Below are 20,587 nucleotides of genomic sequence, written 5' to 3' on the forward strand. Positions count from 1 at the left end.
GATAAGAAAAATCCAAGATTTCGTTTCATACGATAACTTTTCCTTGTCACCTATGAAGCTCAAGCAGCTCAACGCGTTTCTCGCGGTCGCCGAGCACCGCACCATTCGCGGCGCGGCCCGCGCGCTCGGCGTCACGCAGCCGGCCGTCAGCAGCATCGTGCGCGAACTCGAAGGCGAGCTCGGCGTGCCGCTCGTAATGCGCAGCGTGAAGGGCGTCGCGCTGACCGACTACGGCAGCGCATTCGCGATTCGCGCACGGCTGATCGTCGAGGAACTCCAGCGCACGCGCGACGAAATCGAGCAGTTGCGGCTCGGCACGACCGGATCGGTATCGATCGCGGTCAGCCCGACCGTCGCGCTGACGATCCTGCCGCGTGCGTTCGACGCGTTCACGCGCAAGCTGCCCGGCGCGACCGTAAACGTCGACGATGCGCTGACCGCGACGGACCTCGCGCGGCTGCGCGACGGTTCGCTCGATTTCATCGTCACCCATCAACTGTCGAACGCGATGCCGGACCCCGACGAATTCGCGAGCATTGCGCTGTTCCGCACGGCGTTCGTGGTCGTCGCACGAAGCCGGCATCGTCTGGCGCGTGCGCGCTCGCTGCGCGAGCTTGGCGATGCGCAATGGTGTGTGCCGCGTTACGGGGAAGGCGGCGACGATCTGGTGCGCTCGATCTTCGCGCCGTCCGGACTCGAGCCACCGAAGCGGGTGCTTCACTGCCCGTCGTTTGCCGCGACGCTCGGGCTCGTGTCGCAGACGGATGCGCTCGGCGTGTTCGCACGGCCGCTCGCCGACGTCGAACGCAAGTCGCGCGGGATCGTCGCGCTCGATCTCGTCGAGCCGCTGCCGGCGCTGACCGTCGCCATCGTGATGCGGCGGCATGCGTTGCTGACGCCGGCCGCGCTGCATCTGATCGAATGCCTGAAGGCGGCCTCGGCGAGCGTGCCGGGGAAGGACGACGACGGCACGTAATCGACGCAGCGCACAACAAGCGCCGCGCGCTGGGCGCGCGCAGTGCTGCCGCTCAGCCCACGTGCACGCCGCGCAGCTTCGTCAGCAGTGCGACGAGGCGGTCGATGTGTTCATCCTCGGTGCGCCACGACGACACACTGATCCGAAACGCCGGCCGCCCCTGCCACACGGTCTGCCCGAACCAGACCTCGCCCGAATCCTGCGCGGCCTGAAGGATCGCGATCGTCTCGTCGTCGGTGCCGGCGCGCACGAGCACCTGGTTCAGCACGACACGGTTCAGCACGTCGTAGCCGGCCGCACGCAGGCCGTCCGCGACGCGCGCGGCCTGCACGCAATGCCGCTCGACCATCGTCGCCACGCCGGCGCGGCCGAGCGCGCGCAGCGCGGCCCACACCGGAATGCCGCGCGCCCGCCGCGAGAATTCGAGGTTCAGGTTCTTCTGCGCATCCTGCGCGCCGCTCAGGTAGACGGCATCGCTGTTCATCGCGCTCGCGAGCGCGGCCGCGTCGCGGCAGATCACCATCGCGCCGTCGTACGGCGTGTTGAGCCACTTGTGGCCGTCGGTCGTCCAGCTGTCCGCGCCGTCGATGCCTTCGGTCAGCACGCGCTTCGACGACGCGCGCGCCCACAGCCCGAACGCACCGTCCACGTGCACCCACGCGCCGGCGGCCTTCGCAGGCGGAATCAGCGCCGCGAACGGATCGAATTCGCCGGTGTTCACTTCGCCGGCCTGCAGGCAGAGGATCGTCATGTCGTCCAGCGGCGGCAGTTCCGCGGGGTCGATGCGGCCATGCGTGTCGACCGGCGCGACGATGACGCGCTTCATCCCGAAGCCGAGCACGCGCAGCGCCTTCTTCACCGTGACGTGCACGAGCTCGGAGACCACGACCTTGACCTCGGGCGCGCCGATCAGGCCGTCCTCGTCGACGTCCCAGCCCTTGCGCGCGAGCAGCGCACGCCGCGCGGCAACCAGCGCGACCAGCGTGCAGGCCGTCGCGCTCGTCCCGAAGCCGACCGCGCTGCCCTCGGGCAGCCCGAGCACATCGACGACCCAGCGCGCGGCCTGCCGCTCGATCGTCGCGGCCACCGGCGAATTCACGAACGACGACGCGCATTGATCCCATGCGAGCATCAGCCGCTCGGCCGCCGCCGCGGCCGGCAGCGTCGCGCCGATCACGAAGCCGAAGTAGTTCGGGCCGTTCGATGCGACGGTCGCGGGCGTGCCGCGTTCGTCGAGCAGGCGCAGCATGTCGCCGGCCGGGCGGCCCGTGTCGGGCAGCGGCTCGTCGAAGGCCGCGAGGCCGGCGAGCGCGGCCGCGTCGGGATACGTGCGCCGGTCGTTCGTCGCGGCGAGATACGCGTGCGCGCGCCGGTCGGCGTCGGCCAGCAGGGCGAGTTCATCCATGTCGATTGCCTCGGTGAAGGTCAAAGTTGCAGGAGATCGCGGCCCAACTGATGCAGCGCATCGTCGATCCGCCTGTAGTACGTGAACTTGCCGACGCGCGTCGCCTGCACGAGCCCGGCATCCGCGAGGATGCGCATGTGGCGGGTAGTCGTCGCCGGCGCGATGCCGAGCTTCTCAGTGATGTAGGTGCAGCACACGCCGAGTTCGTCGAAGTCGCCGTGCGGCTGCGGCGGGAAGTGCTTGCGCGGCTGCTTGAGCCAGCGCATCACGGCCAGACGGCTTTCGTTGGCCAGTGCGCTGATGCGGGTGACGTCGTCCATGGGTTCGGCCTCGTTTGACGTTTTGAATATTAGCTAAATGACGAAACGTGGACAACCTGGTTTGGCGGACGATCGCGCCAGTCGTCCGGATGCGGTGCGAGCCCCTGCGCGTCGACGCCGATCGGCACGGCAAGCCCGAGCGGCGGAACGTGTGAGCGGGTTGCGCGACCTGTAGCCGCTGCGGCCGGTTTCCGTTTCCGGCCACGACGTTCTACAGTTACGGAAAACAACCTGCGCCGCCGCATATCGTTTGCGTTCGGTTCGCGTTCGCCGATACGCACCCGATTCCGAGGAAATCCATGCCGAGTATCGTCGCCGGTCCCGCCCATCTCCCGCCGAGCCCCGTCGCCGCCGAAACGCGCATGGTGCACGATGTCGCCACGCTGCAGCCGTCCGACTATCGTTCGGCCGACGGTGCGTCGTGGGTCATCGCCACCCTCACGCCGGCCCCGGACAGCGGCGCGAACGTGACCGGCGCCACCTACTTCGATACCGCGAAACAGCAGACCGTCGCGGTGCCCGATGCCCGCCGACGCTATGCGAACCGCGGCACCTGGCAGGTCGTCGCGAGTTCCAGCCCGTCGGTGCCCGCCACCGGCCGCTACGACTGGCTGACGCTCGCGTGGCTGCCGATCAACCGGCGGCCGCTGCCGCAAACGCCCGAGCACCTGTATTCGCCGTTCATTCACGGCGGCACGATCGTCTACCGATGGAACCCGGCCGCGCAAGGCGGCGAGCAGTTCGGCAACGTGCGGATGATCTTTCCCGAGTGGACGCAGCAGGTGGCGGACGCGTTGCGGGCCTCGCCCGGCGATGACGCGCAAGCGGCGGCCGCTTCGCCTGCGTCGGCGCTCGATCGCGTGAAGCAGGACCGCAATCCGATGACTGCCGTGCTCGACTTCGGCGCCGCGCTGCATGAAGAGCCGGCTGACCGGATCGCCGCGCGCCTGCCGGCATTGCTGCGCGCGAACGACCTTCACGAAGTGTCGGCGATCGTGTTTCAGTGCATCGCCGCAGCGCGTGAAGAGGACCGGCCGCGCTTCGTCGAAGCGATCAACGGCTCGATATTCTCGATCGACGACAGCGTGCGCCTGCTCGCGATCGCCTACGGCGCGTTCGCGGCCGGCAGGGCGAAGCCGCATCCGTTCGGCGATGCCGCGCAAACCGCGCGCATCAACGACGTGTTCACGGCACTGAAACGGCGAACGTCGGCGCTCGGAGTACCGACGGCGCAAGGCTCGCCGTGGTACGAATTCTTTACCGCATATCGGCTCGGCGGCTAGCGATCGGGCCAGCGCCGGTAACACCACCCCGATCCGGCCGGCCCATTGTTGACGAACGGCCGTCCGCTGCTCATCAGCCCAGTCTGATTCGCACTGCAGGCGGATGAAAATGACGTGCTCCTGACGATGCGCACGCGGTGGCGACCGGAACGGCCGGATGTAGAACACCCGGTCGGGAGCGCGAAGGGAACCCGCATGCACGACCTCGTGTCGAAACGCCGCCTGCCCGTTGATGGTTTCACCGTCTCCGGCCGACAATCGTCCCGCCTGCCCCGGTCACGTCACTTCCTTTCCTTCCTATGTTGAGCATCGGTCCCTTCTCGATCCGCGTCGTCGCCGTAGCCGCCGCCGCGCTGCTGGCGTGGCTCATCGCCCGTTTCATGCAGCGCCGCCCGCCGGACGGCCAGCACAAGACCGCGTCCAGCCTGATCCTCGACACGCTGCTGCTGGGTCTAATCGCCGCACGCGTCGGTTATGTCGCTCAATGGTGGTCCGAGTATTCGGCCGCACCGCGCTCGATCGTCGCGCTTGGCGACGGCGGCTTCGACTGGCGCATCGGCCTCGCCGCGGCATTCCTATTCGCCGGCTGGCGACTGCGCCGCCTGCCCGCGCTGCGTCGCCCTGTGATGGCCGGCATGCTGGCGGGGCTCGCCGCATGGGGCATCGCGCAAGGCACGCTCGCGTCGTTGCAGCACAGTGCGCCGCCGCTTGCCGCGATGCAGCTCGAAGCGCTCGACGCGACGCCCGTCGCGCCGCAGCGTTTTTCCGGCAAACCCGCCGTCGTCAATCTGTGGGCCACCTGGTGCGCGCCGTGCCAACGCGAAATGCCGATCCTCGCACAGGCGCAGCAGGATCATCCGGACGTGACGGTGCTGATGGTCAACCAGGGCGAAGATGCGCAGACCGTTCGCGCGTTCCTCGAACGCAAGGGGCTGCGGTTCGATCACGTGCTGCTCGATCGCACGCTGCACACGATGAAGGCCTACGGTTCGCGCGGGCTGCCGACAACGCTCTTCTTCGACGCGAAAGGCAATCTCGTCGAATCGCATATGGGCGAGATCACCGCCGCGCGGTTGAAGGACACGGTGAATGCACGCTTCGGCCCCTGACGGCGGCGCCTTACGCGTGAAGCAGGGATCGGCGAGCCCGATATATCGGGCCTCTGTACGGCGATGGAAGCGCTTGCGCTGGCGGATGATGCGGCGACGTTCGCGCGTGAATGGGAACGCTATCGGCACGACGCGAATGACATCCTCATGCGACGTGCGGCTGACGAGCCGAAGCATTCGACCGACACGATTTCTGACACATCTGCAATGAAGTAGCGATTTGGCCAGCCAACGCGTCCGTCCCGAAAGCATTGGGTTTCAGGCATGCAAGACATCGGCTGATGATCCGTTTCGATGAAAACGCACCTAACCAGCACCTGAAAGTGCCCCACCTCGGCTAGAGTGGTTGCACGTTTTCGCGCGGAAGATCACTTCATTTCGATATGCCAAGCATATGACGAGATGACGATCCGAATCCGCTGCGTAAACGAGCGCGGCCCGCAAGTGCCACTAACACCTGCGAGCCGCTGACCACCACCAACTCTAACCAGGAGTTAGCCATGGCTGACGCGAATCATATCGCACCGGTTCGTTTTCAAGATTTTTTCGTCAACGCTCAGACGTCTTGTCAAACTCGTCGCATTGTCCCGCACCTCAGGCTCACCGACATGGCACCTGTCCTCTATCTGTGGATGAAGCTGTCCGGCCGATGGATCGAGGCAGCGGGTTTCGAACCCAACCAGCGTTTGCGGATCGAGGTGACGCACAAGCGGCTGGTGATTACGCCGATCGACGAAGAAAACAGCGCGCATTTCGGGAAGGATGGGCCGCCCGACGTCGATCCCGCAATGGAACCGCCGCGACGGAAATTTTCGGTGATCACGGGGGACGCGCAATGAATTACAGCGACTCACACCAATACGCCGGCAACGCGCCAACAGACCTCGATTTCGACGATGCCGACACGCTGTCGGCCAAGTCCGCGCTCGTGCTCAAGATCAACGCGCTGATTGCGTCGCGCGGCCTGAGCGAGGCCGAGGCCGCAGCGCTTGCCGAGATGGCGCGGCCGGTTGTCACCCCGGAGCAGCGCGACAGGATCCGGAACGTTTCGCTGGATCTGCTGATGCAGACACTCGTATCGTTTGGCCAGCATGTGGAGATCGTAGTGCGGCCTGCGGGACAGTCGCGTCCGGCGGGTATCACGGTATCGATCTGACTTGCGCACAGGCTCGCGCGAACTGAGCGTCTCTCGCCGGTGGAATCGGAAAGACGCTCGTCATCGACTACAACACCCGCTGCGTTCGCCAGCCCGACTACGCGCAATCCGGCTTGTGCGCGGCACTCGCCAAGATCATCGGCCGGAGCCGGTCGCAGCATCGCAGCGCGCCACCGCACGCATCTCCGACCTCAAGGCCGCGACAACACCATCACCCGCCCCGACACCCGCTGCAGCTTCAGCCACCCGGTATCCGCCGTAAACCGAAGCTGCTGCAACGGAAAATCGAATCCCGCCTTCTGCGCGGCACTGACCACCGCATCGGCGATCCAGCGAATCAGTTCCTTTCCTTCGTCGGTAGTCTGGTGACCGTTCTGGACGCCATAGAAATAGCGATTCCCGGCGTTGACCTCGTTCTGCAGTTGCATCCAGTGCCCCGGCAGGCCCGGCAGCGTTCTGAACAGATCGGCCACGCGCTGCGTCGTCAAGCCGCGCGCCCAGAGTGCGCCATTCACCGCGGGCCGCGCCAGATTGTGGCGGTCTGCATCCTGCGCCTGCCTCTTGATTTCGCCTTTCAGAATATCGGGTTTCGTCATCGCACTGTCCTCGTGAGAGCCCGGCACACGGGCCGGTTAAATGAAAAAAGCCGCCGAACGTCGGGCGCGCGCGCCGCTTGCACGATACTGCAAATCTCGAAATTGAACGCCTGTCAGGTGTGTCAGGCCAGCGCATCGCAACATCGCACGCAAAAATCAGCCTTGTCCGATAGGCACCGCGACAGCCGGTCGATATGCTTCCCGGGTGCGGTGCCGGAGGAGTGCCCTGTTCAAGTTCGGAGTGAGCCGGTCATCGAGCTTCGCCGGCACCGCACCCCCCTCCGTTGCAATCCGGCTTCGGCGTGGGCGTTCGGTGGTGGCCGGTGGGCGCGGCCACGACAGAGAAAGACGATGTTGAAACTACACGCTGCCATATGCGAACGTCGAGCGCCTGCTCCGCAGCCGGATCCTCCCCCGCCCTTCCCGCCTGCAGGCCATCCATTATTCAGAAAATCGTCACATGCATCGATATAATTTCTTGAATATATCGAATAACAATCAATCGAATTAGCGCCATTAAATCTGAATGTTTCAGTTTTCGATTTTCTGAACAATTTCCATTCCAGATCGAATATTTTTTTATTTATTTTTCGCCATGCTGGCCGAACCGTGTTTAAAACAGCAAACGTTTGCGCGACACGGTGAAGCGCCTTATCCATCGATCTTCAGGAGGAAAGCATGGCCGACTCTCAAACGTCCTCGAATCGCGCCGGCGAGTTTTCGATCCCGCCAAACACCGACTTCCGCGCGATTTTCTTCGCGAATGCCGCCGAGCAGCAGCATATCAAGCTGTTCATCGGCGACAGCAAGGAACCGGCCGCTTATCACAAGCTGACCACGCGCGACGGCCCGCGCGAGGCCACGCTGAATTCCGGCAACGGCAAGCTCCGCTTCGAAGTGACGGTGAACGGCAAGACGTCGGCCACCGACGCACGGCTCGCGCCGATCAACGGCAAGAAATCGGACGGTTCGCCGTTCACGGTCAACTTCGGGATCGTCGTGTCGGAAGACGGTCACGACAGTGACTACAACGACGGCATCGTCGTGCTCCAGTGGCCGATCGGCTGACCTGACGCACGATCGGCGACCGCCCCCCGCCGGTTGGCCGCATCTGCGCCGGCCGGCGGGTCTGCGCCCCCGTTCAGCGGACTCTCACGCCACACCCCAATCGAAAACCACCTTACCACCGGAGACTTCCATGCCGCTCCTTTCGGCTTCGATCACCAGCGCGCCCGTCGCGACATCGGAGACCTACGTCGATATCCCCGGCCTGCGTATCGACATCGCCAAAGCAGAGATTCGAGACGGGAAACTGCAGGTCATCCTCAACGTGCCGACGCCTTATGCGACCGGCAACAACTTCCCCGGCATCTATTTTGCGATCGCGACCGATAAGGGCGTCGTCGCGGACGGCTGCTTCACCTACTCGTCGAAGGTGCCCGAAGCCACGGGCCGCATGCCGTTCACGCTGGTTGCGACGATCGACGTCGGCAGCGGCGTCACGTTCGTGAAAGGCCAATGGAGAAGCGTGCGCGGCAGTGCGATGCATATCGATTCGTACGCGAGCATTTCCGCGATCGGTGAAACGGCCGCGCAATCGTCGTCGCAGGGCGGCGGAAGCGGCGAAACCGGTGCGGGCGGCAATGCCGGTAGCGGCAACGTCGGTGGCACCGGCGAACGCGACGGCACGTTCAACCTGCCGCCGAACATCAAGTTCGGCGTGACCGCGCTCACCAACGCGGCGCACGACCAGACCATCGACATCTACATCGACGACAACCCGAAACCGGCCGCGACGTTCAAGGGCGCCGGTATGCAGGACGAGAACCTCGGCACGAAGGTGCTCGACTCCGGCAAGGGGCGCGTGCGCGTGATCGTGATGGCAAACGGCAAACCATCGCGGCTCGGCTCGCGGCAGGTCGATCTCTACAAGAAGTCGTATTTCGGGATCGTCGGGTCGGAAGACGGCGCCGACGACGACTACAACGACGGCATCGTGTTCCTGAACTGGCCGCTGGGCTGAACCCGGCGATGCGCGGCGCGGCATGGCATGCGCGCCGCTGCCGAACCTGCAATGGCGACGAGGCCAACCACACATTGCGGTTCGATTCATTCGAGCAGTCATCAGCAGTTCCACGCTGTGCTCCGTGCGCGACAACGGCGAGATCCACTCGCCGGCCGCGCGACGCGAGACCTTTCATCGAGACGAGGACGACATGTCACAACCGTTTACCCATGACGATCTGTACGCACTGCTGCAACTGGCCGGCAACGATGCAACCGCCGTACAGGCGAACGGCGACCAGGCGGTGCTCGACCGGATGCGCCAGTTCATGACCGCGCAGCTCGTGGAAAAGCTGCCGCAATACGATGTGTTCGTCGACATTGCGACCATCCCGTACAGCTTCGACGTCGGTAGCTGGCAGAACAAGGTGAAGGCCGATGCGGCCGGGCAGGTGCTCGCCTGCACGGTGACGTGGGCCGGCGCGCCCGGCGTGCTGCCCGGAGCCGCGGCGAAGTTCGGCGTCGGTGCGGTGGTCAACTACTTCTCGAAGGCGACGCCGCAACCGCAGCCCACGCAGCCGGATACCACGACGACCGGCGGCGGCGAACGCGACGGCATCTTCAACCTGCCGCCGAACATCGCATTCGGCGTGACGGCGCTGGTCAATTCGTCCGCGCAGCAGACGATCGAAGTCTACGTCGACGACAACGCGAAGCCGGCCGCAACGTTCCAGGGCGCCGGCACGCAGGACGCGAACCTGAACACGCAGATCGTGAACTCGGGCAAGGGAAAGGTGCGCGTGGTCGTGACGGCGAACGGCAAGCCGTCGAAGATCGGTTCGCGTCAGGTCGACATCTTCAAGAAGACCTACTTCGGGCTCGTCGGGTCGGAAGACGGCACGGATGGCGACTACAACGACGGCATCGCGATCCTGAACTGGCCGCTGGGCTAAGCACGCGCATCCTGCAGACCATCGCCACGCCGCCCGGCGTGGCGGTTTGCTTTGGCACGGCGTACCGGCCTCTCCGAATACGGCCCGCCGCCGTGGCAAATCGGCGCATCCGGTTCGCCGCAGCAAGGCTGCGTTGCTTGTGCGACCGAGCATCGATCGCCCTCATATCAACCCGATTCCCCTGTTCTCGCCTCGGCTTTCTCCTGGTCACGCCCTGATTTTTCAACAGCCCGTCCCGAACACAGGACTTGCGCTCGATAACTACGACTCATAGAATCGTAGTTATCGAGCGCATCGATGCGCCAGGTAACGTCGGTGTTCCACCGACCTCAGGCATCACTCAATCGGAGTTGAACAGTGGCAAAGCGAATTCTTGTGATCGGAGCCGGCTTCGCCGGCATGTGGAGCGCGCTGAGCGCGGCACGCCTGCTCGACGAGCAAGGCAAGACAGACGTGGAAATTACCGTGGTGGCGCCGGACGCCCATCTGCATGTGCGTCCGCGCCTCTATGAAGAAGGCCCCGCGAACTTCCGGGCACCGCTCGGCGAAATCTTCGATGCAGTCGGCGTGAAGTTCGTCCAGGGCACGGTGGAGCGCATCGACGTGGCGCGCCGCACCGTCGACGTGCTCGGCACGAACGGCCAGGCGTCTGCGCTCGACTACGACCGCCTGGTGCTGGCCACCGGCAGCCGCCTGTTCCGTCCGGCGATTCCAGGTCTCGCGGAGCATACGCTCAGCGTGGATCAGACCGACGAAGCCGTCGAACTCGAAGCGCATATTCGCGATCTCGCGCTGCAGCCGCCCTCGGTGGCGCGCAACACGGTCGTGGTCGCGGGCGGCGGGTTCACCGGCATCGAAACGGCGGCGGAAATGCCGGCCCGCCTGCGAGCCGCGCTGGGCGAGGATACGAACGTACGGGTCGTGATCGTCGAGCGCAACGACGCCATCGGCCCGGATCTGGGTGCCGGTCCGCGCCCCGTCATCGAGGAAGCGCTGCGCACGCTCGGCGTGACGTGGAAGCTCGGCTCGGGTGTCGCGTCGGTCGACGCGGGCGGCATCACGACGGCGGACGGCGAGCGCATCGAGTCGAGCACGGTGATCTGGACGGCCGGCCTGCGCGCGAGCACGCTGACCGAGCAGGTGCCGGGACGCCGCGATGCGACCGGGCGCCTGCATGTCGATCGCAACCTCGCGGTCGACGGCGTGCCGGGCGTCTATGCGACGGGCGACGTCGCGTATGCGGCAACCGACGACGACGGCAACCACACGATGATGTCGTGCCAGCACGCGATGAACCTGGGCCGTTCGGCGGGACACAACGTAGCGGCGGATCTGCTGGGTCTGGAACAGATTCCGTACAGCCAGCCGAAATACGTGACGTGCCTGGACCTCGGCCCGTGGGGCGCGGTGTATACGGAAGGTTGGGATCGTGAAGTGAAACTGTCGGGTGCGGAGGCAAAGAAGCTCAAGCACCAGATCAATTCCGAGTGGATCTATCCGCCGCGCGCGGATCGCGCGGAAGCGCTGGCGGCCGCGGATCCGTTGCGGATCGTCGTGGCCTGAGCGGCGCGTTTGCGCCGACGATATGCGGGGGGCGCTCGATGCGCCCCGCGTGTTGCCGTACCGCGCTGATCCGCCAATCTGCGAATCAGCGCTCGCTGCCGCGACTGGCCGCGCGATCGGCAAACCAGCCAACCACCTTGGGGCCGTAACTGGCCGGCGCTTTCGACCATGCCCGCTCGGCCAGATCGGCGAGCGACTGCTTTTTCAGCTCCTCGCGCATCGCCTGTTCGGCCGCCTGCATCACCGCGTGAATCGAACAGGTGCCGCGCGTGGCCCACGCGGGCGCATCGCCTTCGAACACAGCGCACTGGCCGCGCACCTCGCGGCAATCGAAGAGCCGTTTGTCGCCGTCGATCGCCTCGACGACATCCTGCACGGAAATGTCCCGAGCCGGCTTCGCCAGTGCAAATCCGCCACGTATGCCTTCGCTGGAGACGACGATCCCGGCCTTCGCAAGACGCGTGAACAGCTTGGCCGCGTAATCGACGGAGATGCCCTGCATCTCGGCAAGATCACGCACGCTCGCGTCACGCACGCCTGCGGAAGTGTCGGCGAGGTAGAGCAGGCAATGCAGGCCATACTCGACGCCGGTGCTGATGAACGACATGTTATTGCGACTCGGAGTATCGGAGTTGGGAGCGTAGCCCAGGATGGCGACAAAGTCACTCGTTTCGCTTGCATCGGCCGCGCGGCGGCAACGCGGTCGGGTCCACCGATCGGCAGCGACGATGCACGCCACGGCCGGTCGATCCGGCGCCGATGCATATCGCTGCGAGCACGGCGATGCAGCCGACCGAGGACGAAGCCGCGCGCTCAGCCGGCGGGCGACACAGCCGGTTTCGACATCGCGACCGGCTGCGACCACGCTGCGGAAGCGAGCCGCGTACGCGCGTCATGCGCGACACGATCGAACGCCACGCGCTGCCGGCCCTTCAGCACGGCCGCATTCGTCGCCTGCACCAGCGCGACCGGATCGACCGGACGATTGTGCCGCCGCATCTCGAAGTGCAGATGCGGGCCGGTCGCCGTCCCCGTGCTTCCGACCGCACCGACGCGCTGGCCGCGGGTGATGCGCATGCCCGTGCGCAGCATCGGCTCGAACGCCGACAGATGCGCGTAGTAAGACGCATAGCCGCCCTCATGGCGCACCACCACGTACTTGCCGTAGCCACCCGGCTCGGTGCCGATGAACGACACGACGCCGCGCTCCGATGCATGGACCGCGCGGCCCGCCGGCGCGGCGAGATCGACGCCCGAATGCACGTGACGCGCGCCGGTGACCGGATGCACGCGCGCACCGAAACGCGAACTGGTTCGCGTCGCACGAACCGGCATCGCGAACCGCGCACCAGCGAGCGGTACGCCGTCGAGGTCGTAGTAAGCGCCCGACGATCCCGCTTCCGCAGCGAACCACACCGCCTCGACGTGCTGGCCGCGAAAGCGGACATCGAGCGCCGTCACACGCACGTCGCCCGGCACGACTGCACTGTCGTCCGGTTCGAACGCGACGCGGAAGGTGTCGCCGACCGCGCCATGCTGCGTCACATCGAGCCGCCCGGCCATCATGCGCGTGACCTGCGCAGCGACGCCGGCCGGCAGATCGGCACGCGCGAGCGACGCGCGCAGGCTGCCGGTGATCGCGCCGACACGCGTGCCGCTCTGCCGCTCCGCGAGCACGAACGGCTCTGCGGACGCCAGATCGACATGACGCGGCTCGAATGCAGGCCGCACACCGATTGCCGGAAGCGGCGAGGCGAAACCGTAGTGGAAACGGGCCGCGTAATTGCGCTCGATCGCATCGCGTGCCGCGTCGCAGAGGACGACGTACGGCGCACAGGCGCCTGCGCGCACGACGAACATGCCGGCATAGACGTCCGCATGCACACGGGCCGCGGGCGAACCCGGCGCGATGCCCGGCACCACCGCCGACGCCGGCAAGCCGCCCCAGACGGTCCGGGCGGAACTGAAGAAAGGCACGTCGACAAGGTCGGCCGCTTGCGCCGTCACGGGCGTGAACGGCATGGCATCGGAAGATGCCCACGCCACCGCACCCGGCATGCCGGCAAGCCACGCCGCAACAGCGACACCGCGCACCAGCGCGCGGCGGAGCGGAAAGCGGATGGCGCCGCATTGCGCGGATCGACCTTGTTCGCGTGCGAGACGTAAACACAGGTCGAACCGCATTGCGTCGTCACTCGCTATCAATGAAAAACGGGAAAAGAACCGGTTGCCGCGGAGAAACGCTCATCGCGATCCGGTAGCCTGGAAGCGAGTGTATCGGCAGGGCCAACATGGCTGAATAGGACAAGTCCCATTTGTTCTTAGAACCTCTTAGTACATGAACCAAAGCGCAATTTCACGGCGAAGACGCGCGGAATCCAGCCCCGTGCATTCGCGCGAAACACCTCATGCCGTGTACAGTCGAGGGCGGCCGACGCACGCGCGCATGCCCGTCCGATCACGGCGGACGCCGCCGCCCGTTGCGCCTTCTGTCCTCAAACCGGAATCCCGTCATGTTTCTCGATCATCTTCATCCGGAACGCTGGACGTTCCTGTGGAACGCGTTGTCCACGCTTTCGCTCAGGCTCTGCGCGGCCCTCGCGCTGCTCGTCGCGGGCTGGTGGCTGTCGAAACGCATCGGCAACTGGCTGAACCGTCTGCTCGCGAACAAGGAACGCGTCGACGACACGCTGCGGCCGATCCTCTGCGACGTCGCCGTGTGGGGCATCCGCATCGTCGCGATCGTCGGCGCGCTGTCGCAGCTCGGTATCGAAACCGCGAGTATCGTCGCGGTGCTCGGCGCGGCCGGCCTCGCGATCGGGCTCGCGCTGCAGGGCACGATGCAGAACATCGCGGCCGGCATCATGCTGTTGCTGCTGCGGCCGTTCAAGGTCGGCGACTACATCGACGGCGGCACGGGCGTCGCGGGGACGGTGGACGAGGTCGGGCTCTTCATGACGCGACTGACGAAACCGGACGGCATCTGCGAATACGTGCCGAACAGCGCGCTGTGGGGCAGCTCGATCCGCAACTACACGCGCAATCCGACGCGCCGTCTCGATCTCGAAGTGGAAGTGTCCGTGCACGACGACATCGATCGTGCGCTCGACGCGCTGCGCGCGCTGGCCGAAGCCGACCCCGACGTGCTGAAGGATCCCGCGCCGGACGTGATGGTGATGCGCTTCGACGACAGCACGGCCATCGCGAACATGCGCGTATGGACGCATACCGACACGTTCTGGGCGATGCGCTGGCGCCTCGCGCGCCAGGTCCGCAAGACGCTCGACGACGCGGACTGCGCGCTGCCGATCCGCACGCGCGAGCTGCACATCGTGCACGATGCCGAACAGCAGCGTCGGGCCGACCCGCGCCGCGTACAGGCGTCGTAACGTGTCGGGGCGCACGCCCGCGCATGCCGCGCAGCGCGTGCGCCCCGCCTGCGTCACATCCTGACGATGTCGAGCAGCGCCTTCTTGCCGCTCCTGTACGTGAACACCGAGATCGCGCCGTGCTTCAGGTCGCCCTGCGGCGTGAAGCGCGTTTCGCCGATCACGCCGCGATAGTCGGTCGCCGGCATCGCGGCCAGCACCTTCGCCGGATCCGTCGAATTCGCGCGCTTCATCGCGTCGACGATGATGTACACCGCGTCGTACGAGAACGGCGCATACACCTGCATCGGCTGGTGGTAGCGCGCCTCGTAGCGCTTCACGAACGCCGCGCCGCCCGGCATCTTCTCGAGCGCGATGCCGGCTTCCGAGCACACGACGTTGTCCGACGCCGGGCCCGCGAGCTTCGGCAGGTCGGTCGAGCACACGCCGTCACCGGCGAGGATCTTCGCGCGCATGCCGAGCTGGCGAGCCTGCTTCGCGAGCGGGCCGCCGGTGGCGTCCATCCCGCCGTACATGATCGCGTCGGGGTTCTCGCCCTTGATCTTCGTGAGGATCGCGCGGAAGTCGATCGCCTTGTCGTTGGTCGCGTCGCGCGAGATCACCGTCATCCCGGCCGATTTCGCCGCCTTCTCGAACTCGGTCGCGAGGCCCTGCCCGTACGCGGTCGAATCGTCGACCACGGCCACCGTCCTGATGCCCATGTTCTTCGCCGCATACATCGCCAGCGCGGGCCCTTGCTGCGCATCGGTCGCGACGACACGATAAGTCGTCTTGAAGCCCTGCTGCGTGTACATCGGATTGGTCGCGGCCTGCGAGATCTGCACGACGCCGCCGTCGCGATAGACGCGCGACGCCGGAATCGACGTGCCCGAGTTGTGGTGGCCGACGACGCCGACCACCTTGTCGTCGACGAGGCGCTGCGCGACCTGCGTCGCCGTGCGCGGGTCGCCCGCGTCGTCCTGAGCGTCGAGCTGCAGCGTGACCTTCCTGCCGCCGATCACGAGCCCCTTCGCGTTGATCTCGTCGACCGCGAGCCGTGCGCCGTTCTCGCTGTCCTTGCCGAGATGCGCGATCGCGCCGGTCAGCGGCGCGACGTGCCCGATGCGCGCGACTTCGTCCGCATGCGCGGACAGCGCGGACAATGCGCATGCCAGCGCGGCCGCGGTCGCGCATGCCGTCTTCTTCCGATATCGATTCATGTTCGTCTCCTTCCTTGTCGCTGTGGGTTCGTGATCCGGACCATCGTTGATTGCAGGCAAAGCGATGCGCTCACGCGCGCCCTTCGAAACCGAGCAGCACGTTCACCGCGTTGATACCGATTTCCTCGACCATGTAGCCGCCTTCCATCACGAACAGCGTCGGCAGGTGCAGGCGTGCGAGCGCTTCGCCGATTCGCAGGTAGTCGGGCGAGCGCAGCTTGAAATGGCTGATCGGGTCGTGCTCGAACGTGTCGACGCCGAGCGACACGACGAGCAGGTCGGGCGCGTGCTTCGCGATCGCGGCAGTGGCCTGCCCGAGCGCCGCGGAGTAGGTGTCCCACTGCGTGCCCTTCGGCAGCGGCAGGTTCAGGTTGAAGCCTTCGCCCGCGCCCGCGCCGCGCTCGTCGGCATAGCCGGAGAAGTACGGATACGACACCGCCGGCTCGCCGTGCAGCGACGCGAACAGCACGTCCGAACGGTCGTAGAAGATGTCCTGCGTGCCGTTCCCGTGGTGGAAATCGACGTCGAGCACCGCGACGCGCGCCGCACCGCTCGCGATGCCGTGCTGCGCGGCGATCGCCGCGTTGTTCAGGTAGCAGTAGCCGCCCATGTACTCGCGGCCCGCATGGTGGCCGGGCGGGCGGCACAGCGCGAATGCCGCACGCGCGCCGCCGTTCGACAGCAGATCGGCGCCGGTGAGCGCCGAGTTCGCGCTCGCGCTCACGGCATCCCACGTGCCGGCGTTGATCGGCGCGCCGGCGTCCATTGCAAAGAAACCGAGCTTGCCGTCGATGAAGTCGGGCAGCGCGGCCGACGACGGCATCGCGCGCACCGGCCACACAAGCGGCAGCGCCTGGCAGGTGCGGCCGGTCGCGGTCCATTCGTCCCATGCGCCGGCGAGGAACTCGACATAGCGCGCGCTGTGCGCGCCGGCATAGCACGCGCGGTCGAACGCACGCGGCGCGATCACGTCGCCGAGGCCGGCCGCGCGGACCTGCGCGAGCACCGTCTCGGCGCGAAGGGGGTTCTCGAACGAATCGGTGATCGCGCCGTCCTTCAGTTCGACGCCGCGATGCAGATGATGATCGCTGCTGTAGACCGTGAGCATGGTTGACCGTTGCAGTGAAGGCTGTGAGGGGTAGCAACAGTCTATTGACGCCAGCCGGCAATAACTTTGCTTTTCACCTCTTCGTTTCATACAATTTTGAGAAAACCGTCTACGGAGACCCGGGAATGAGCAAAAATCGCGCTTCAGTGGAACTCGACGGCGTCGATCGCGCGATGCTCCGCCTGCTGCAGGAAGACGGCGCGCTGTCCAACGCGACGCTCGGCGAACGGCTGTCGCTGAGCGTCACGCCGTGCTGGCGGCGGCGCAAGCGGCTCGAGGACGAAGGCGTGATCACCGGCTACCAGGCGAACCTGGACCGCCGCGCGCTCGGGATGAACGTGTTCGCGTTCGTGCAGGTCACGTTCAACATGCATTCGGACCAGGATTCGGATCACTTCGAGGACGTGATGCGGCGTCACGACGAAGTGACGTCGTGCCACAAGATCACCGGCGCGGCGGACTACATCCTGCAGGTCGTCGCCACCGATCTCGACGCGTATGCGGAATTCGTCGAACGCGTGCTGAGAAAGCAGGCCGGCGTGTCGTCGATCCAGTCGAGCCTCGCGCTGCGCGAGGTCAAGTTCTCGTCGCGCGTGCCGGTGCCGGATGCGTGAACGCCCCTTCGCCCATGCACGGGCATCCGCCGTCGATCGTCATCCCATGGAGCGCTACCCGATGAAACAGTTCATTCCTTCCGCGTCGCTTGCCGCCACGATTGCCGCTACGCTTGCATTGAGCGCGTGCGCGACGCAGCCGCCTACCCCTCTGCCGGCCGATGTCGCCGGACAATCCACGCAGCACACGCAAGATACGCAGACCGCGCAGGCCGCGCCGCCAGTCGTCGGCGGCGATCGCGATACGCACGGCTGCATCGGCTCGGCCGGCTACACATGGTGCGAACAGACGCAACAATGCGAACGCCCGTGGGAACTCGCGAAACAGAAGGGGTTCGCGAATTCGGCGCAAGCGTTCGAGCAGTTCTGCCGGAACAATCTGGCGAAATGACCGGGTCGCGGCGCCATGCCGCGACATCACGATGAAGTACCGCTGCGACGCATTACGCGCGCTCGTCGCGCATTGAATGGCGCATGGACGGCACGGCGCTCCTTCGTTTTGTCGCTCCGCATCGGTGCGACGCATGTCGAGCGCGTGCATCGCCCGCTCCGGTCCCTGCGCATTTTCCCGTTCCTCGCACCGTCGTTCCGGAAACCCGGACGCGCAAAAAACCCCACGAAAACAAGGATATTTTGCGCGTGCGACACGTTGACCGAGTTCGGTTATATTACGCGCCCCTTGCCACCCCGCCCCCGCGAAACGCATTGCGCGCGGCCTCTTGCGATGCAGCCCGAAGCGCCTTCCGGCGAGGCCCGCAGCAAGGGCCTGCGCGCCCGTCGCACGATCGCGACGCAGGCGTTCGCATGAGCGCATGAAGTCGATCCGAAGGTGTCCTTCGCAACGGTTTCGCGTGCGCAAATGCAACGGCGAACGCGATCGATCCGGAATTCCGGATTCGCGGTCCGGATCTCCGGATACGCGAACCGGTTGCGAATCCGCATCCGCCGGGCGGCATGGCAAACCGATGCATCCAAGTTGAAAAAGGGATCTGCTGTGATCAAAACGTTACGGGTAATACTGTCGGCGCTCGCGCTGTGCATCGCCGCGTCGTCCGCGCATGCCGCCGATACGAAGAAGGTCGACGTCCTGCTGGTGGGCGGCGGCATCATGAGCTCGACGCTCGGCGTGTGGCTGCATGAGCTGCAGCCCGACTGGTCGATGACGATGGTCGAGCGCCTCGACGGCGTCGCGCTCGAAAGCTCGAACGGCTGGAACAACGCGGGCACCGGTCACTCGGCGCTCGCGGAGCTGAACTACACGCCGGAAAAGGCCGACGGCAAGATCGACATCTCGAAGGCGATCGAGATCAACGAGTCCTTCCAGATCTCGCGCCAGTTCTGGGCGTGGCAGGTCAAGCAGGGCGTGCTGAAGAATCCGCATTCGTTCATCAACTCGACGCCGCACATGAGCTTCGTATGGGGCGACGACAACGTCCGCTTCCTGAAGAAGCGCTATGACGCGCTGCAGGCGAGCCCGCTGTTCCGCGGGATGCAGTATTCGGAAGACTACGACCAGATCAGGCAGTGGGTGCCGCTGATGATGGAAGGCCGCGACCGTTCGCAGAAGGTCGCCGCCACCTGGACGCCGATCGGCACCGACGTGAACTTCGGCGAGATCACGCGCCAGTTCGTCGGCTACCTGAAGACGCAGCCGAACTTCACGCTGTCGCTGTCGAGCGAAGTGCGCGAGATCTCGCGCAACGCGGACGGCACGTGGCACGTGTCGTGGGTCAAGCTGCACTCGGATGAGCCGCCGCAGGCCGTCGACGCGAAGTTCGTGTTCATCGGCGCGGGCGGCGGTGCGCTGCACCTGCTGCAGGCGTCGGGCATCCCCGAGGCGAAGGACTACGGCGCGTTCCCGGTCGGCGGCTCGTTCCTCGTGACCGACAACCCCGAGGTCGTGAAGCGGCATCTCGCGAAGGCGTACGGCAAGGCGTCGGTCGGCTCGCCGCCGATGTCGGTGCCGCACCTCGACACGCGAATCATCGACGGCAAGAAGATCATCCTGTTCGGGCCGTTCGCGACGTTCTCGACCAAGTTCCTGAAGAACGGCTCGTACTTCGACCTCGCGAAGAGCACCAACCTGCACAACGTCGCGCCGATGATGCGCGTGGGCGTCGACGAATTTCCGCTCGTCCAGTACCTGGCCGGCCAGCTGATGCTGTCCGACGACGACCGCTTCAACGCGCTGAAGGAATACTTCCCGGACGCGAAGAAGGAAGACTGGCGCCTGTGGCAGGCCGGCCAGCGCGTGCAGATCATCAAGCGCGACCCGAAGAAGGGTGGCGTGCTGAAGCTCGGCACCGAGATCGTCAGCTCGCAGGACGGCAGCATCGCGGGCCTGCTCGGCGCATCGCCGGGCGCATCGACGGCCGCGCCGATCATGCTGAACCTGATGCAGAAGGTGTTCAAGGATAAGGTCGCGACGCCCGAATGGCAGCAGAAGATCCGCCAGATCGTGCCGAGCTACGGCACGAAGCTGAACGACAGCCCGGTGAAGGTCGTCGAGGAATGGACCTATACGAGCGGCGTGCTGCAGCTGTCGCCGCCGCCGAAGATCGACATGAACGCGCCGTCGCAGGCAACCGGCGCTGCCCCGGCGCGCCCCGCGAAGGCATCGACCGACATGGCGCTGTAACGCGTCCGGCCCCGTTTCGCCGCACCGCACGGCCGCCCTCCGGGGCGGCCGTTTTTCATGGCGATGCAGGCGGCGCCGCGAGCGCCGGCGGGCTGCGCCTTCGCTGGGTTGCCTTCGCCGGGTTGCCTTCGCCGGGTTGCCTTCGCTGGGTTGCCTCTGCCGGTTGCCTCTGCCGGTTGCCTCTGCCGGTTGCCTTTGCCGGGCCGCCCCACCGCCAATAGCCCGCTACCGGTCGTCCGCTGCCGCCCGCATCCGCTAGAATTGCGGGCACGCG

20 protein-coding genes are annotated in these 20,587 nt (G+C 65.9%); 13 read left to right on the forward strand and 7 right to left on the reverse strand.

What is annotated here, in order from left to right:
• Nucleotides 1-52 precede the first annotated feature (52 nt).
• Nucleotides 53-976, forward strand: a complete 924-nt coding sequence (locus tag DIE15_RS17835) for a LysR family transcriptional regulator (protein WP_124834004.1) — start codon at nt 53-55, stop codon at nt 974-976.
• A gap of 52 nt (nt 977-1,028) precedes the next feature.
• Here the strand turns inward: DIE15_RS17835 and DIE15_RS17840 are convergent, their stop codons facing one another.
• Together DIE15_RS17840 and DIE15_RS17845 are read right to left on the reverse strand one after the other, a co-directional pair.
• On the reverse strand, nt 1,029-2,381 hold the full coding sequence (locus DIE15_RS17840) for a pyridoxal-dependent decarboxylase (RefSeq protein WP_124833955.1): 1,353 nt from the start codon (nt 2,379-2,381) through the stop codon (nt 1,029-1,031).
• Nucleotides 2,382-2,401: 20 nt separating this feature from the next.
• Nucleotides 2,402-2,701 (reverse strand): helix-turn-helix transcriptional regulator, encoded by a 300-nt coding sequence (locus DIE15_RS17845; RefSeq protein WP_057926317.1) that lies wholly within the window; start codon nt 2,699-2,701, stop codon nt 2,402-2,404.
• Between the two features lie 299 nt (nt 2,702-3,000).
• On the opposite strand from DIE15_RS17845, the gene DIE15_RS17850 reads away from it, so the two are divergent.
• The 4 genes from DIE15_RS17850 (at nt 3,001) to DIE15_RS17865 (ending at nt 6,249) form a co-directional block, all read left to right on the forward strand.
• Nucleotides 3,001-3,984, forward strand: a complete 984-nt coding sequence (locus DIE15_RS17850) for a hypothetical protein (RefSeq protein WP_057926316.1) — start codon at nt 3,001-3,003, stop codon at nt 3,982-3,984.
• Nucleotides 3,985-4,283: 299 nt separating this feature from the next.
• On the forward strand, nt 4,284-5,093 hold the full coding sequence (locus DIE15_RS17855; RefSeq protein ID WP_124833956.1) for a TlpA disulfide reductase family protein: 810 nt from the start codon (nt 4,284-4,286) through the stop codon (nt 5,091-5,093).
• 500 nt (nt 5,094-5,593) lie between these two features.
• Nucleotides 5,594-5,932, forward strand: coding sequence for a SymE family type I addiction module toxin (locus tag DIE15_RS17860; protein WP_057926314.1), 339 nt, complete (start codon nt 5,594-5,596; stop codon nt 5,930-5,932).
• A complete protein-coding gene (locus DIE15_RS17865; RefSeq protein WP_124833957.1) occupies nt 5,929-6,249 on the forward strand; it encodes a helix-turn-helix domain-containing protein in 321 nt (106 codons plus the stop codon). Before DIE15_RS17860 ends, DIE15_RS17865 begins: the two co-directional genes overlap by 4 nt.
• 191 nt (nt 6,250-6,440) lie before the next feature.
• Here the strand turns inward: DIE15_RS17865 and DIE15_RS17870 are convergent, their stop codons facing one another.
• Nucleotides 6,441-6,845 (reverse strand): peptide ABC transporter ATPase, encoded by a 405-nt coding sequence (locus DIE15_RS17870; protein ID WP_124833958.1) that lies wholly within the window; start codon nt 6,843-6,845, stop codon nt 6,441-6,443.
• Nucleotides 6,846-7,523: 678 nt separating this feature from the next.
• Here DIE15_RS17870 and DIE15_RS17875 point away from each other — a divergent pair.
• The 4 genes from DIE15_RS17875 (at nt 7,524) to DIE15_RS17890 (ending at nt 11,365) form a co-directional block, all read left to right on the forward strand.
• Complete coding sequence (locus DIE15_RS17875) at nt 7,524-7,913, forward strand: fucose-binding lectin II (protein ID WP_057926312.1); 390 nt, start codon at nt 7,524-7,526, stop codon at nt 7,911-7,913.
• 130 nt (nt 7,914-8,043) lie between these two features.
• Nucleotides 8,044-8,868: a fucose-binding lectin II gene (locus DIE15_RS17880; protein WP_124833959.1), complete on the forward strand. Its 825-nt coding sequence runs from the start codon at nt 8,044-8,046 to the stop codon at nt 8,866-8,868.
• A 193-nt stretch (nt 8,869-9,061) separates the two neighbouring features.
• Nucleotides 9,062-9,802 carry a fucose-binding lectin II gene (locus tag DIE15_RS17885; RefSeq protein ID WP_057926446.1) on the forward strand — a complete coding sequence of 247 codons (741 nt, stop codon included), beginning with the start codon at nt 9,062-9,064 and terminating at the stop codon, nt 9,800-9,802.
• Between the two features lie 357 nt (nt 9,803-10,159).
• Nucleotides 10,160-11,365 carry an NAD(P)/FAD-dependent oxidoreductase gene (locus DIE15_RS17890; protein ID WP_057926310.1) on the forward strand — a complete coding sequence of 402 codons (1,206 nt, stop codon included), beginning with the start codon at nt 10,160-10,162 and terminating at the stop codon, nt 11,363-11,365.
• A gap of 85 nt (nt 11,366-11,450) precedes the next feature.
• On the opposite strand, the gene DIE15_RS17895 is transcribed toward DIE15_RS17890, so the two are convergent.
• A complete protein-coding gene (locus DIE15_RS17895; RefSeq protein ID WP_057926309.1) occupies nt 11,451-11,972 on the reverse strand; it encodes an Rrf2 family transcriptional regulator in 522 nt (173 codons plus the stop codon).
• Between the two features lie 206 nt (nt 11,973-12,178).
• Nucleotides 12,179-13,549, reverse strand: a complete 1,371-nt coding sequence (locus DIE15_RS17900; RefSeq protein WP_124833960.1) for a M23 family metallopeptidase — start codon at nt 13,547-13,549, stop codon at nt 12,179-12,181.
• A gap of 329 nt (nt 13,550-13,878) precedes the next feature.
• On the opposite strand from DIE15_RS17900, the gene DIE15_RS17905 reads away from it, so the two are divergent.
• The gene (locus DIE15_RS17905) at nt 13,879-14,754 is read left to right on the forward strand and encodes a mechanosensitive ion channel family protein (protein WP_057926307.1); all 876 of its coding nucleotides are present in this window, start codon (nt 13,879-13,881) and stop codon (nt 14,752-14,754) included.
• A 53-nt stretch (nt 14,755-14,807) separates the two neighbouring features.
• On the opposite strand, the gene DIE15_RS17910 is transcribed toward DIE15_RS17905, so the two are convergent.
• A complete protein-coding gene (locus tag DIE15_RS17910; RefSeq protein WP_124833961.1) occupies nt 14,808-15,953 on the reverse strand; it encodes a branched-chain amino acid ABC transporter substrate-binding protein in 1,146 nt (381 codons plus the stop codon).
• A 70-nt stretch (nt 15,954-16,023) separates the two neighbouring features.
• Nucleotides 16,024-17,061: a histone deacetylase family protein gene (locus tag DIE15_RS17915; protein ID WP_057926305.1), complete on the reverse strand. Its 1,038-nt coding sequence runs from the start codon at nt 17,059-17,061 to the stop codon at nt 16,024-16,026.
• 125 nt (nt 17,062-17,186) lie between these two features.
• On the opposite strand from DIE15_RS17915, the gene DIE15_RS17920 reads away from it, so the two are divergent.
• The 3 genes from DIE15_RS17920 to mqo all read left to right on the forward strand — a co-directional run bounded on the left by DIE15_RS17920 (nt 17,187) and on the right by mqo (nt 20,313).
• Nucleotides 17,187-17,675 (forward strand): Lrp/AsnC family transcriptional regulator, encoded by a 489-nt coding sequence (locus tag DIE15_RS17920; protein ID WP_057926304.1) that lies wholly within the window; start codon nt 17,187-17,189, stop codon nt 17,673-17,675.
• A 61-nt stretch (nt 17,676-17,736) separates the two neighbouring features.
• The gene (locus DIE15_RS17925; protein WP_124833962.1) at nt 17,737-18,066 is read left to right on the forward strand and encodes a hypothetical protein; all 330 of its coding nucleotides are present in this window, start codon (nt 17,737-17,739) and stop codon (nt 18,064-18,066) included.
• A gap of 585 nt (nt 18,067-18,651) precedes the next feature.
• Complete coding sequence (gene mqo / locus DIE15_RS17930; protein ID WP_175825948.1) at nt 18,652-20,313, forward strand: malate dehydrogenase (quinone); 1,662 nt, start codon at nt 18,652-18,654, stop codon at nt 20,311-20,313.
• The last annotated feature ends 274 nt before the right edge of the window (nt 20,314-20,587 follow it).

Origin of the sequence: Burkholderia sp. Bp9031 (genome assembly GCF_003857965.1) — a bacterium.
GTDB lineage: Bacteria > Pseudomonadota > Gammaproteobacteria > Burkholderiales > Burkholderiaceae > Burkholderia > Burkholderia ambifaria_A.

Excerpts from the sequence above, each read along its gene's own strand:
- DIE15_RS17910 (WP_124833961.1), bottom strand. The coding sequence starts at position 15,953 with ATGAATCGATATCGGAAGAAGACGGCATGCGCGACCGCGGCCGCGCTG.
- DIE15_RS17895 (WP_057926309.1), bottom strand. The coding sequence starts at position 11,972 with ATGTCGTTCATCAGCACCGGCGTCGAGTATGGCCTGCATTGCCTGCTC.
- DIE15_RS17860 (WP_057926314.1), top strand. The coding sequence starts at position 5,594 with ATGGCTGACGCGAATCATATCGCACCGGTTCGTTTTCAAGATTTTTTC.
- DIE15_RS17920 (WP_057926304.1), top strand. The coding sequence starts at position 17,187 with ATGAGCAAAAATCGCGCTTCAGTGGAACTCGACGGCGTCGATCGCGCG.
- DIE15_RS17880 (WP_124833959.1), top strand. The coding sequence starts at position 8,044 with ATGCCGCTCCTTTCGGCTTCGATCACCAGCGCGCCCGTCGCGACATCG.
- DIE15_RS17885 (WP_057926446.1), top strand. The coding sequence starts at position 9,062 with ATGTCACAACCGTTTACCCATGACGATCTGTACGCACTGCTGCAACTG.
- DIE15_RS17900 (WP_124833960.1), bottom strand. The coding sequence starts at position 13,549 with ATGCGGTTCGACCTGTGTTTACGTCTCGCACGCGAACAAGGTCGATCC.
- DIE15_RS17875 (WP_057926312.1), top strand. The coding sequence starts at position 7,524 with ATGGCCGACTCTCAAACGTCCTCGAATCGCGCCGGCGAGTTTTCGATC.
- DIE15_RS17905 (WP_057926307.1), top strand. The coding sequence starts at position 13,879 with ATGTTTCTCGATCATCTTCATCCGGAACGCTGGACGTTCCTGTGGAAC.
- DIE15_RS17925 (WP_124833962.1), top strand. The coding sequence starts at position 17,737 with ATGAAACAGTTCATTCCTTCCGCGTCGCTTGCCGCCACGATTGCCGCT.
- DIE15_RS17835 (WP_124834004.1), top strand. The coding sequence starts at position 53 with ATGAAGCTCAAGCAGCTCAACGCGTTTCTCGCGGTCGCCGAGCACCGC.
- DIE15_RS17840 (WP_124833955.1), bottom strand. The coding sequence starts at position 2,381 with ATGGATGAACTCGCCCTGCTGGCCGACGCCGACCGGCGCGCGCACGCG.
- DIE15_RS17870 (WP_124833958.1), bottom strand. The coding sequence starts at position 6,845 with ATGACGAAACCCGATATTCTGAAAGGCGAAATCAAGAGGCAGGCGCAG.
- DIE15_RS17855 (WP_124833956.1), top strand. The coding sequence starts at position 4,284 with ATGTTGAGCATCGGTCCCTTCTCGATCCGCGTCGTCGCCGTAGCCGCC.
- DIE15_RS17845 (WP_057926317.1), bottom strand. The coding sequence starts at position 2,701 with ATGGACGACGTCACCCGCATCAGCGCACTGGCCAACGAAAGCCGTCTG.
- DIE15_RS17865 (WP_124833957.1), top strand. The coding sequence starts at position 5,929 with ATGAATTACAGCGACTCACACCAATACGCCGGCAACGCGCCAACAGAC.
- DIE15_RS17915 (WP_057926305.1), bottom strand. The coding sequence starts at position 17,061 with ATGCTCACGGTCTACAGCAGCGATCATCATCTGCATCGCGGCGTCGAA.
- DIE15_RS17850 (WP_057926316.1), top strand. The coding sequence starts at position 3,001 with ATGCCGAGTATCGTCGCCGGTCCCGCCCATCTCCCGCCGAGCCCCGTC.